At 43.0% G+C, this 13,884-nt stretch carries 7 protein-coding genes and 1 rRNA gene; all 8 read right to left on the reverse strand.

Annotated features, from left to right (window positions below):
- Nucleotides 1-55: 55 nt before the first annotated feature.
- Nucleotides 56-1,585: ribosomal RNA gene (locus GD631_RS02370) — 16S ribosomal RNA — on the reverse strand.
- A gap of 1,992 nt (nucleotides 1,586-3,577) precedes the next feature.
- On the reverse strand, nucleotides 3,578-4,567 hold the full coding sequence (locus GD631_RS02375) for a DUF7689 domain-containing protein (RefSeq protein WP_244983355.1): 990 nt from the start codon (nucleotides 4,565-4,567) through the stop codon (nucleotides 3,578-3,580).
- A 779-nt stretch (nucleotides 4,568-5,346) separates the two neighbouring features.
- Nucleotides 5,347-6,351 (reverse strand): aldo/keto reductase, encoded by a 1,005-nt coding sequence (locus tag GD631_RS02380; RefSeq protein WP_143259163.1) that lies wholly within the window; start codon nucleotides 6,349-6,351, stop codon nucleotides 5,347-5,349.
- A gap of 123 nt (nucleotides 6,352-6,474) precedes the next feature.
- Complete coding sequence (locus GD631_RS02385; RefSeq protein WP_143259164.1) at nucleotides 6,475-7,962, reverse strand: MBOAT family O-acyltransferase; 1,488 nt, start codon at nucleotides 7,960-7,962, stop codon at nucleotides 6,475-6,477.
- Nucleotides 7,949-8,899, reverse strand: a complete 951-nt coding sequence (locus GD631_RS02390; protein ID WP_185911557.1) for an SGNH/GDSL hydrolase family protein — start codon at nucleotides 8,897-8,899, stop codon at nucleotides 7,949-7,951. Before GD631_RS02390 ends, GD631_RS02385 begins: the two co-directional genes overlap by 14 nt.
- A complete protein-coding gene (locus GD631_RS02395; RefSeq protein ID WP_143259165.1) occupies nucleotides 8,853-10,253 on the reverse strand; it encodes an SGNH/GDSL hydrolase family protein in 1,401 nt (466 codons plus the stop codon). The genes GD631_RS02390 and GD631_RS02395 overlap by 47 nt, the downstream gene beginning before the upstream one ends.
- Nucleotides 10,254-10,364: 111 nt before the next feature.
- Nucleotides 10,365-10,658, reverse strand: a complete 294-nt coding sequence (locus GD631_RS02400; protein WP_049701227.1) for a PG0541 family transporter-associated protein — start codon at nucleotides 10,656-10,658, stop codon at nucleotides 10,365-10,367.
- A 13-nt stretch (nucleotides 10,659-10,671) separates the two neighbouring features.
- The gene (locus GD631_RS02405; protein ID WP_143259166.1) at nucleotides 10,672-13,830 is read right to left on the reverse strand and encodes an efflux RND transporter permease subunit; all 3,159 of its coding nucleotides are present in this window, start codon (nucleotides 13,828-13,830) and stop codon (nucleotides 10,672-10,674) included.
- Nucleotides 13,831-13,884 lie beyond the last annotated feature (54 nt).

Below are 13,884 nucleotides of genomic sequence, written 5' to 3' on the forward strand. Positions count from 1 at the left end.
ATGGCCGTTTTACATTATTCATGTAGAGTTGCATCGTCTTACGACATCACTCCAGAAAGGAGGTGTTCCAGCCGCACCTTCCGGTACGGCTACCTTGTTACGACTTAGCCCCAATTACCAGTTTTACCCTAGGACGCTCCTCGCGGTTACGTACTTCAGGTACCCCCGGCTTTCATGGCTTGACGGGCGGTGTGTACAAGGCCCGGGAACGTATTCACCGCGCCATGGCTGATGCGCGATTACTAGCGAATCCAGCTTCACGAAGTCGGGTTGCAGACTTCGATCCGAACTGAGAGAGGTTTTTGGGATTAGCATCCTGTCACCAGGTAGCTGCCTTCTGTACCCCCCATTGTAACACGTGTGTAGCCCCGGACGTAAGGGCCGTGCTGATTTGACGTCATCCCCACCTTCCTCACATCTTACGACGGCAGTCTCTCTAGAGTCCTCAGCATAACCTGTTAGTAACTAAAGATAAGGGTTGCGCTCGTTATGGCACTTAAGCCGACACCTCACGGCACGAGCTGACGACAACCATGCAGCACCTTCACACCTGCCTTGCGGCTATACTGTTTCCAATATATTCAGGTGCAATTTAAGCCCGGGTAAGGTTCCTCGCGTATCATCGAATTAAACCACATGTTCCTCCGCTTGTGCGGGCCCCCGTCAATTCCTTTGAGTTTCACCGTTGCCGGCGTACTCCCCAGGTGGAATACTTAATGCTTTCGCTTGGCCGCTTGCTGTATATCGCAAACAGCGAGTATTCATCGTTTACTGTGTGGACTACCAGGGTATCTAATCCTGTTTGATACCCACACTTTCGAGCCTCAGTGTCAGTTGCAGTCTAGTGAGCTGCCTTCGCAATCGGAGTTCTTCGTGATAATCTAAGCATTTCACCGCTACACCACGAATTCCGCCCACCTCTACTGTACTCAAGACTGCCAGTTTCAACTGCAATTTTACGGTTGAGCCGCAAACTTTCACAACTGACTTAACAATCCACCTACGCTCCCTTTAAACCCAATAAATCCGGATAACGCTCGGATCCTCCGTATTACCGCGGCTGCTGGCACGGAGTTAGCCGATCCTTATTCATATGGTACATACAAAATTCCACACGTGGAATACTTTATTCCCATATAAAAGAAGTTTACAACCCATAGGGCAGTCATCCTTCACGCTACTTGGCTGGTTCAGACTCTCGTCCATTGACCAATATTCCTCACTGCTGCCTCCCGTAGGAGTTTGGACCGTGTCTCAGTTCCAATGTGGGGGACCTTCCTCTCAGAACCCCTATCCATCGTAGTCTTGGTGGGCCGTTACCCCGCCAACAAACTAATGGAACGCATCCCCATCGATAACCGAAATTCTTTAATATCAATCTCATGCGGGACTGATATGCCATCGGATATTAATCTTTCTTTCGAAAGGCTATCCCCGAGTTATCGGCAGGTTGGATACGTGTTACTCACCCGTGCGCCGGTCGCCATCTTTAGTTTGCAAGCAAACTAAAATGCTGCCCCTCGACTTGCATGTGTTAAGCCTGTAGCTAGCGTTCATCCTGAGCCAGGATCAAACTCTTCATTGTAAAAGTATCTTGTCATCCGTTAAGATGATTTTTTGCTCTGTTCAGGACGCCGTAATTTTATTGACCTTATTTCAAATACCTGACATCCTAAATCGTATCGCTACAATCTCGGACAAGTATTGACGGTTCTATTTTTTACTTGTACTACTTGTATTGTTTATCAATATTTCAAAGAACTTGCTGCTTTCGTTTCAAAAGCGGTGCAAAGGTAAAGACTTTATTTTTAACCACCAAACTTTTTCGGAAGTTTTTTTTCAACCTTTCTCTTTACTCATTTCTCAGGCTCTCTATGCGAAAGGGAAAGAATGTATAAAAGAAAGGCTCCGGCCTTTTTCTTTGCGAATCGGAATGCAAAGATAAGAACTTTATTTATTATCCTCCAAAACTTTTCGGAAGTTTTTTTGTTCTTTTCTTCAGGACCAATCACGCCTTTTCAACAAGTCAATTCCGCAAGGCTTTCTTCTCTTGGAAAGCGGGTGCAAAAGTACGCCCTTTTCGTATACCGTCCAAATATATTAAACTCTTTTTTCGAACTTTTTTTGAAGGAATTCCCTAAAGTGCTGATCCATAACGATGTTGTAGAACATATTTTTTAAGAACGAGTGGCTCGTGGTCGGAAACGATAAGGGAAATACACATTATTATATCACACGCGGGCGCATACGGGCGCACAACGGGAAAGTTATCCGCATGAAGAGCTGTCCGATGAAAAAAAAGAGGAAAGAGGGCAATGACTGGTTCCGCTTATTGCAAAAGGGAGACTAAAAGGATGAATTCACGGGGAAGGCCAAAAGGAAAATGAAAAGCGATTGTAGCAAAAAAATGCGCGGCCTGAAAACGATTTTATATTTTTCATTTCTCATATTCTCATAGATTGTAGGGTAATTGGTTGTAAATCACTGGAATAGTACTATGAGAAATAAAACATAAAATGGTATTTCTCATAGCATTACCGGAGTTTTATGCTAGAAATGGCGCATTTCTCATTCCTTTTAAAGGTATTTCTCATAGTATTTTGGCTATTTATCCTATAAATTCTCGAGCCAGATCCTAAACTAAAGACCAAGCTGAATACCAGACTAGACACTGCTTTACAAGATATTATCAGTGCTTATTGAAAGTATACAGAGTAGACATCCGCATATTTTCCTACCTGCATCTGTATCGTTCCACTACAGTGAACAGATCATTGCACTAGAGTAGAAAGAACCGTCTACTCGAGTGAAAAGATCTGTTCACTCGAGTGCAATGATACAGATAGTAGCAGGAAAAAATAGCAATGATTAAGGAAAAGCATAAAGATATAAGGTACATGATACACAGGAAAGCAATAAACAATAGGAAGTTGCTTAATAAACGACATAAAGAAAGGAATAATCGTAAAGTCCGAAGAGAGTCCGGGAAAAGATACAGACATAATGCATGAGAAAGGAGCAAAATAGATAAAAGGAGTATGAGAATAAGATAAGAAACGATTTAAAACCTATGAGAAATGCATCATTTTTAAGGATAAATGATAGAAATAGTATGAGAAATACCATTTTATACTTTATTTATCATAGTGTTATATTGTTGTTTTACAGGAGATTATTGTATCATTTATGAGAATATGAGAAATGAAAATGAAAAATAAGCCGCAGAGGGAAGTGCGTAAGTAACCTGAATTCCAGGGTGAACGGTTAGTTATTTTCCGTTTTGCCCTACGTTCACAATCCGCACGTATGACATTCAGTTCTTTCAAAAACAGAGAAATACTATTCATATTTTCTTCACTCCAAAAATCCATTTTTCGATTAAGACTACAAATAAGTTTTCACAATAAAATCAAATGAGAAACACTCCAGCAAAAGATCCTAAAAACAAACTTATCTCTATTATTATTGATGTCCTATTTCTTGAATATTTATTTTCAAATGTCGGCCCAATTTGAGCCGATATTCTTAATTTAAAGGTATACGCAATATACAACAACCTACCATTTCCAAGGTAACTTTAATTGGAATTATATTCTAACCACTTTTTTATAGTTTTTTTGGTTGTTTGTTGTAATCCTTCAAGTTGATGTGGATCATCGTTCGCATATCGTATTATCAGATTAGGATTATCTTGTAGATCTTCATACAATCTTATTGCAAAGAAATTATCCTCTTCTGTTACCATCTTCTCAATCAATAATGGAATGATTTCTTTTCCCATAGCCTTTAAATCGGCATATTGAGGTAAATTTCTTGTAGTAGCAGTGTTATTACTAAGCGAGTAATGCCATGCTTCCTTCCATTCATTAAACAGAGATTCAAACCTTGAACCTTCTCTACATATTTTTACTTTTCTAGCAATCATCATCAACTCATCCGGTGAGAAGATTATATTTTCGTGAATATCCTCACTTATTTTTTTCATTGCATTAGCATCCATTTCACTTAGACTACGGGTAGGAGAAACCGTACCATAGGTTTCCACAGGAACTCCATACATTCCATTAGAAAACACACTTACAAGGTGCCACAATAACCACATACGCCCCATCTTAGAATAAGGTGCCTCACAATGGGGAGTACCTCCAAGGGATGCATGCAGAGGGGTATTTCCCCAACCCCAAACTACAGGATAGTATCCTGATATTAAGGTTGCCCCTTTCATGTAATCATAAGCGGCATGATACACGGAACTCGCATTTTCATATCCATATCTTACTTGATCCCAAGTACTAAACTCTATCCACTTATTATCAAACCCCAACGAATAGGCAAAACAATTATCAGGAAAAATATACCCTCCCTCTGGTAGATTTGATCGTGTCTTAGCCATCGGACCAATAATGCTATAAATATAATCCATAATTTCAAGGCTATCAAGCAAATTGACAGTTTGCATAGCCACCTCATTAGCCGGCTTTACAGATTCCTCAACGGTACTTACAACCTCTTCGCTACTACAAGCAAAAATACACAACAGAACGAATACTACAGCTAAGTGCCTCATACCACAAGTATTTAAGGTGAATATTATACGAATGTATATATTCTTTTCGAGCATTCCTAATACTTTTCTGTTTTTTTACCACAATCTAAAATATTCCATTCTCCTCACAAATGTTTATATAAAAAGACTTATACTTATGGAATAATGATTTCCCAGAAGTAAGCAGTCATGTTCAAAATACAAGCAATCGGGCAATGTCTAAATGATAGGATATAATCGCACAGTGAGAAACTTCATTACCATGAGACAAATCAAATTACTATATGTTATTATAGAATATATCCACACTTTTCCCAAAAGTATTTTTGCCTTTGCAGGCACACGCTCTTTTATTACAACAAAAATACTATGAAACTATACAAGATAACCGATATATACACAAAAGTAACCGATATAGTTAAACACAATGCCTTTATATCCATTGGGAATTACATTATTCAACATTGCTCTCATGTACAATCAAGAACTTGGAACAGAAGTTAATTATGAACGGGCCTACTTCTTTGCAAAAATTCAACAAGATGCATAAATAGGAAATTATAAATGTACACAACTGGTCAATGGTAGGATAGAAAGTGGGATTCTCCCTGTTACGGAAAATCACGGACATCATAGATTTAAGGAATACACCGCAATAGTTGTTATACAAAGTTTTACATAACGACTAAAGCAAATATCGGCACTCATTTCTTTTATGGACAGAATCATCCTTAAAATATATGACTTCACCTTATCATTTTCAATAATAAGGCGAAATCAGCATACGATTCAGGCTGAAATTATTCAGGTAAAATCTGTTCGATCTCTTTCAATTCGTCTGCCGTGAACTCCAAATATTCCAGCGCTTTCAAATTGTCGGTCAACTGGTTGACAGAGCTTGCGCCTACAATCACCGAAGTCATCCGTTCGTCTTTCAGCACCCATGCTAGTGCCATTTCAGCGAGTGTTTGTCCACGTCGGAGAGCTATTTCATTCAACCGGCGGGCTGCCTCTACCTTTTCAGGCGTCACTTGCGAAAGCTGAAGAAAACCCGAGGAACGTGCAGCACGAGAGCCCTCCGGAATACCATTCAGGTATTTATCTGTCAACAGTCCTTGCGCCAAAGGAGAAAAGGCAATAAAACCGGAACCAAACTCGGCTGCCAATGGAAGTGTTTCCGCCTCCACTGCACGGTCAAACATATTATACCGATACTGGCTGATGAGACAGGGAACACCGGCTTTCGCCATCATTTCATAGGCAATACGTGCTTGTTCGGGGGGATATTTAGAGATTCCGATATACAGCGCTTTCCCTTGTTTCACGATATCAATCAATGTCTGAATGGTTTCTTCGACCGGAGTAATTCCATCATAACGATGGCTATAAAAGATATCAAAATACTCCAATCCTGTCCGACGGAGACTTTGGTCAATGCTCGCCATCAGATTCTTACGGGAGCTATTTCCACCATAAGGACCAGCCCACATGTCATGACCAGCTTTGGAAGAGATGATCATTTCATCCCGATAACCTTGGAAGTTCTCTCGCAAGATTCGTCCGAAATTAATTTCGGCACTTCCGGGAACAGGACCATAGTTGTTTGCCAGATCGAAATGAGTAATACCGTGATCGAAAGCATACTTAATCATGTCGGTTGCTACATCGAAATTGTCCACACTACCGAAGTTGTGCCACAATCCCAAAGAGATTAAAGGTAACTGCAAGCCGCTCTTACCACAATATTTATAAGGCATCCGTTCGTAGCGTCCGGCTACCGGCTGATAACTGAAAGAGTTTTCCATAAAACAGAATGTTTATATTTTCCTTTCACAAAGTAAGGAAAAATATTCCAAATACAACTTTAGTCGAATATTAAAAAGAACACTCTGATTAAAAGCTGGATGTCACATTAACCATACAACCGATCAGAACTGGAAATAAATAAACGGCTGAATCTCCGAACTCTTCATCTGAATAACCAGGTAAATCAAAGCTACCATCAATACTGCTTTTCCTACGAACGGCAGACGAATTACTCCTCGACAAACTGCATTTTCCCAACTATCGGGAGCAAAATGAAGCAAGAAGCCAAGTAACATCAATGCAAATACTTTCCAATAGCCTTCGAGTAATTGCGGGAACAGTTGCGGACGGAAAGTAGTGAATATCTGCCCCAACATATCCATTGAGTTCTGAAAATCAGCATTACGGAAGAAAATCCAACAGAAACAGACAAAATGGAAAGTAATAATCACTCCAAACACACGTCGCCAACCGTGACTTTCCTCCCCTTTCTTGCGACCGGTGACAGACATCCACATTTTATGTAATGCCAAAGCTACTCCATGAAAAGTTCCCCAAAGTACAAAATTCCAGGAGGCGCCATGCCACAATCCACCCAAGAACATGGTAATGATGAGATTCAGGTATTGACGGAACTTGCCTTTCCGGTTTCCACCTAAAGAGATATACAGATAATCTCGCAACCAACTGGATAAAGAGATGTGCCAACGGCGCCAAAATTCCGTAATAGAGGCAGACTTATAAGGTGAATTAAAGTTGAGATTGAAATGGAAACCTAACAATAAGGCGATGCCGATAGCCATGTCGCTATATCCGGAAAAGTCACAGTAAATCTGCAGAGCATAACCATAGACTCCCATCAGATTTTCAACACCGGAATAGAGAGTGGGATTGTCAAAAATACGTTCTACAAAGTTGATACTGATATAATCGGATATGATGGCTTTCTTGAAAAGACCGGAAACGATCAGAAAGATTCCGCGTCCGAACATTTCCTGCGAGACAAATAAGGGTTTCCGGATTTGCGGAATAAAGTCGCGGGCACGCACAATAGGTCCTGCCACCAACTGAGGGAAGAAAGATACGTAAAAGGCATAATCCAAAAGATTGGTCAATGGTTTTATGTCTCTTCGGTAAACATCAATGGTGTAGCTTAACGATTGGAAAGTGAAAAAGGAGATACCGACCGGCAGGAATATATCGAGAGCGGTAAATTCTCCTCCCATCAATGACGCAATCACTCCACCCAGGAAATTGGTATATTTGAAATAGACAAGAAGTCCTAAATTGATACCCAAACTCAAAGCAACCAATCCTTTACGTTTCCAATAGCCCTCTGAACGGTCCATTAGCTGCGCAAGGAAAAAGTCGGCAACGGTAACTATGGCAAGCAGGAAAAAATAGGTGCCACTACTCTTATAGTAAAAATAATAGGAAAAGAGGGTGACAAACAAGATACGGGCAGTGTATTTGCGTTGCAGCAACACATACACTACCATGAAAGCAGCGAACAACCAAAGGAAGATACCGCTGCTGAATATCATTGGCGCCTGCGGATCGTAGGTAAGTATCTCTTTCAGTCTACTGAAATCTATATCAATGGGAAACATAGTCATTATATGCTTTGATAAGTGCTTGGTATAATAAATTTCCTTGCAGGATGTATCCTTCAGGTAAATAATGTACATGATCGGGACGCATCAGGTTGGCTTCCGTCCAGTTTGTACAGGCACGGCGCTTTCCTCCGACTACATCATACATATCCCACACGAGCAGACGATGGTCTTTTGCATAACGGCGAATAGTTTCCGCCGCTGTTGCTGTACGTGGATTGATGGCATACGTGCGTCTGCGCCTTCGTTGCCGGAAACTTTCATAAGAACCGGGAGGGGTAGTCAGAAGAATTGGTACGTTGGGAAGACTGTCGCGCAACAGTTTCACCAGTTCATCCATCTGATTGTAGTGCGCATTTATATTATAACGCCGATTATGGCTTTCATTGGTTCCGAAAGAGAGAATCAGCAGTTCGGGCTTCAAGGCGGCGATTTCAGCAATACGATCCGGATGGGTAAATGTAAGGCAAGTCGCTCCGTTGACGCCTTTATCAATATAAGAAATAGCACCGAAAGCTTCTGTCAAACGAGTACCGGTGGTTTGAGGGTAGATATGTCCGCGTACATGACTATCGCCAATATGAACGATACGGACTGTATCTTCGGAGAGTCCGGCATGCACCTGGCGGAGATGTTCAAAGACGGGAGCCAGCAGAGCAATACTGTCAATAATCTCATTCCGGCCGGTTTCGCGGAAAGCTGAAGGAAAGGCTATCTGTACGGTGATCGTATCTTTTGCCTTGTTCATTTCCCGCAAAGGTTTTATCAACTTGGCAGTCTTTCCCGGTGGGGGGCATACAGGCATGCGGTCTTGTGCGATTGCTTCTGCAAGGAAACAAGAAACACTCAACATAGCGACGAAAATAAAAATAAAGATAGACTGCAGATTATTCTTGTTCATAAGCACGCCTCCTGTCGTATTGTTCCTTACCATAAATCATCGTTTCATAAAGTAGTCCCGCCAAATGCTTGCCACCACGGAAATTTATATGTGTATAATCGTAATTTGCCATAGAAGGTTTGGCATGTACCAGTTTTGCCATGCTGCCTTCTCCGCCCATTGCTTCAAACATATTCCAAAAGGCAATATTGCTTTCGGCTGCAATGTTCTGCTGATAACGAATCAGATTCTTCACACCGGGCATGGTACGAAGTTCGCCATTATCGTTTTTATAATCACGGTCACCGACGCTCAACAACAGGATTCCTGCTTGTGGGAAACATTCTTTCAAATGCTCGATAGCCGTAAGCAATCCTTTGTGATAGTTATCATAATTGCGCCCCCGTTCGGTAGCTACATTCAAACCATATTCGAGGATAATGAGGTCGTAAGGACGTTGACGGTTAAACTGTTTCAACATCTGTGAAGGAATGCCGCGCAGAGAAAGACCGGAACTGCCACGCAACGAGAAGTTGTCGAGAATGATTCCTTTTTTTCCATCCATTGCTAAACCATAGAACAATGTAGAGTCTGCACGGTCTACTGTCCAACGGATAGAGCCGATACGCCCGCCTACCTGAATTTGCTGCAATCCATCGGAAGGACCTAATGAATAATTCTTGTTTTCTCCTTTGTTCACACGAGCAGAAAGAAGAACAGAATCCTTGTTATAAAAGAAGATGGAGGCCCGCTGACAAGTATCGAGCAGGGAGGCATATTTATTTTGTCCGCGCAGTTCTACATAAGCTCCATTCCGGGGAACGAAATAGTGACCGGATATGCCTTGTTTCTTCTTATCGAAATAGACGCTGTCTGTTACTGCATGACTGGACCATCCGCCAAACGTATGTCGCACCGTAGGACGGTAACCGCTTGTCATGGAAGTGATAGTAACAAAACCTACGCCACAACCGCCGAATTGTTTCTGAAGCATTTCGCGTAAGTCGGCGGTAAAGATATCCGCTTCGATAAAGGAGTCTCCGAATACGGCAATACGTACCTGTTTGTCATCGGAGTCATCTGAATCACTGGAAGAGATACGATTGAGTGCTTCATAAAAAGGAGCCATCCCCCGAAGAGTGGAATCACTGTAATCTTCAATACAAGTCATACCTGTACGACAGGTATCTACAAAGGCCGGCTTTACAACCGGAGGCAAAGGGATGCTGTCCGAATCAGCTGCGGCAGTCTCCGACTCCGGATAACGAAGGTCGCTCAAAAGGTCTACACGCCTCATCGTGTGCCCGTCAATAGTCAGTACCGGAAGCCAATGAAGCCCGAGTAAGGCTGCCAATACAATCAGTACGAACCACAACGAATATTTCAAATAATTCTTTATTATCTCCATAATGTTTCTAAAATCCCAAACGACCGCAAAGATAGAGAAAAGCCACAAAAAGAAAGGAGAATCTACATTATTTATTAGATTCCCCTTTCCTTTCTATTTACCGGATCACTTTTAGATAGTCCGTTCAATGTTCCACACAAATGCCCGCAAGCCTAATTGTTCGGTTTCCAAGTCCATCTTATGCAAAGTGTCCAGCAACGGATCGACTTTGCTATCGTCTACTACCGTCAGGATAGCCGAGCACATACTTGGCCAGGCATGGCTTCCGAAATGCGGATCGCCTGTTTTCGAACCACGTCCCTGCACTTTTTCGAGGTATGTAAAACCACGGCATCCCAAACGGTCGAGCAACGCCATGATTCGTTCGTAATAAGCCTGATCGAATGTTATCAATACTGATTTCATATTTCTTTTCTTGTTATTTCTTAATAATGTTGTCTTTATTCGCCTGGAAGTAAACATCCAATTCACGTTGACGACGAAGTTTACGACGACGGTTCTTGATACCTGTTCCTGCAAATACGCAATACAAAGTAGGGATCAGAATCAATGTCAAAACCGTAGAGATCGTCAAACCACCGATTACGGCAATCGCCATCGGGCTCCACATTTCAGAACCCTGACCGCCACCGATAGCCATCGGAATCATACCAAGAACGGTAGTGGCAGTGGTCATCAATACCGGACGGAGACGGCTCTTACCGGCTGTTACCACAGAGTTCAAAACAGCCAATCCACGTTCTCGACAAAGGGTGATGTAGTCGATAAGCACAATACCGTTCTTCACTACAATACCAATCAACATGATACCTCCCAATAAACTCATGACACTCAATGTACTGTTCGTAAAGAATAGTGCCATCAAGACGCCGCTAAACGCAAACGGCAGGGAGAACATGATAATGAACGGATAGGTCAGTGACTCGAACTGCGCTGCCATTACGATAAATACGAGCACAACAATCAGGATGGCAAGTGTTCCCAAATCACGGAACGAGTCCTGCTGGTCTTCGTACGAACCGGAAATCTGAATGGTGACATCTCCCGGAAGATCCATCTTATCTATCACTTTATTACCGGCAGCCACTACGTCGCCCAGCGGAGCACCGGAGATTACCGCGGAAACGGTCACGATACGTTCACGGTCTTTACGTTCGATGGTTGGAGGCGCAAAACGTTCGACTACCTTTCCTACATCTTTCACACGAACGGGTTGTCCTTGTGCATTGTAAATGAGGATGTTTTCGAGACTTTCCAGACTTGTACGGAATTCGGGCGCGTAACGCACTTTGATATCGTACTCATCTCCGTCTTCACGATATTTAGAGGCTACTGCACCATTGACACGGTTGCGCAGATAGTTACCGGCAGTTGAAAGATTCAAACCATGCATCGCCAGTTTTTCACGGTCGAAGTCTACCTGATATTCCGGCTGGTAGTCACTACGGCTGATGTTTACCTCGGTCACGCCTTTTACTTTCAACAATTCACGTTTCAGACGGGCTGCTACGCTATCGGTTACTGTCATATCGTATCCGTAAACCTCAAAGTCGGCACTTGCCTGTGCGGACATACCCGTGTTACTACCGCCAAGGATTACCTGTGCTTTACTAAATTCCGGATAGGCTTTCAAATCTTCACGCATCTCATCACAAACTGCTTCCAAAGTGATGTCACGATCACCCGGGTCTACCAAACTGATGTTGAACGAGATAATATGCGAACCGTTGTCCTGCATGGACGCCCAAGTATTATCGGAGTCAGCCTGACCAACGGTGTAGTTGCAGACTTTCATGATGTCTTTATACTTCGTCAGCCATTGGTTGGTCAGCTTCTGTGACAATTCTTGCGCTATCTCTTTTCGTGTACCGATCGGAAGTTCCAACTGTACGGCAATACGGGCATTATCTTGTGCCGGGAAGAACTCTGTACCGATGCCCTTTGCACACAGCAAACTGACAACGAAGAAAGCAATACATCCCACAATGACAATCGGACGATGGCGTACAGCCCAGTTCAGCATCTTCGCATACCAGGTATCGAGTCCGTCGAGCACTTTTTCTATCGGAGTAAAGAAGAGCTTGAACATCTTCGACGGTTTCTTCTGCAAACGAAGCAACTGGGAACAAAGCATCGGAGTCAAGGATAGTGCGGCGACCGTAGAAATAAACATGATGGCACACATCATCCAACCCAGCTGTTTGAAAAGTACACCGGACATACCGCTTACCATTGTCAACGGGAAGAACACGGCAATCATGGTCAGCGTAGAAGCGATTACAGAAATTGCCACCTCATTTGTTCCGTGCACAGCTGCCTGTTTCGGATCGGAGCCACGCTCGATATGGGTCGTTACGTTCTCAAGTACTACAATCGCATCATCCACCACCATACCGATAGCGATAGAAAGCGACGAAAGCGAGATAATATTAATCGTATTTCCACTAATAGCCAGGTAAATGAATGAGGCAATCAACGAAAGCGGAATGGTAATACAGATAATCAGCGTTGCACGCCAGCGTCCCAGGAAAAGGAACACGACGATGACAACGAAGAGCAAGGCATACGCAACGGTTTCCGTCAAACTGTCGATAGTGTTCAAAATGTTTTCGGAGGTATCGACGATGACACCGATCTTTACGTCACTCGGCAGGTTCTTCTGAAGCCTCGGCAGTGCGTCGGCTACTTTCTTGGAGATTTCTACCGAATTGGCTCCCGACTGTTTCTGAACAACAATCATAGCACCTTGCACACCATTGTTATAGGTTTCCTGCGCGCGTTCTTCCACGGTATCAACGATTTGGGCTACATCACGCAGAAAGACATTTGCCCCATTATGCGTACCTACCACTACGTCTGCCAATTGGCGGGAATCATCGAACTCACCTTCTACACGCAATGCATAGGTTTCACTACCGATATCGAAGTTACCACCGGGGATGTTTTTGTTCTCGGCACCGATGATGGAACTGATAGTTTCGATGGTCAGGTGATAGGCTTCCAGTTTATTGGGATCGCAATATACCTGAATCTCACGTTGCGGCGCACCACTGATAGACACGGTTCCGACTCCCGGAATACGCGCCAGCGGATTTACCACACGGTCGTCCAATATCTTATAAAGTGCTGACTGACTCTCATTAGCCTGTACGGAAAGCAGCACAATCGGAATCATGTCCGTACTAAATTTGAAGATGATCGGATTCTCGACATCATCGGGAAGCTGCGAACTTACCATGTCGAGTTTATCACGTACATCATTGGTCAGAACGTCAATATCGTTACCAAACTCGAACTCCAATGTAATCAATGACATATTCTCGGAAGAACGGGAGGTAATATGTTTCAGGTTACTCACCGCGTTCAACGTATTTTCGAGCGGGCGAGTCACATTATTTTCTATATCCGAAGCACTTGCTCCGGGATAAGCGGTCATTACCATGATTGTATTCGTGTCAATATCCGGATACAAGTCGATAGGTAACTTCGACAAAGAGAAAAGACCAAAAATCACCACTGCCAGGAAGCAGAGGGAGGTCATAATCGGTTTCTTAACCGCACCTTCGTATAAACTCATGTTGTTTTATTTAAAAGCCTCTCCCCGCTCCTCTCCCAAAAAGAAGGAGCCGGA

This window comes from Bacteroides luhongzhouii (assembly GCF_009193295.2).
Classification (GTDB): Bacteria; Bacteroidota; Bacteroidia; order Bacteroidales; family Bacteroidaceae; genus Bacteroides; species Bacteroides luhongzhouii.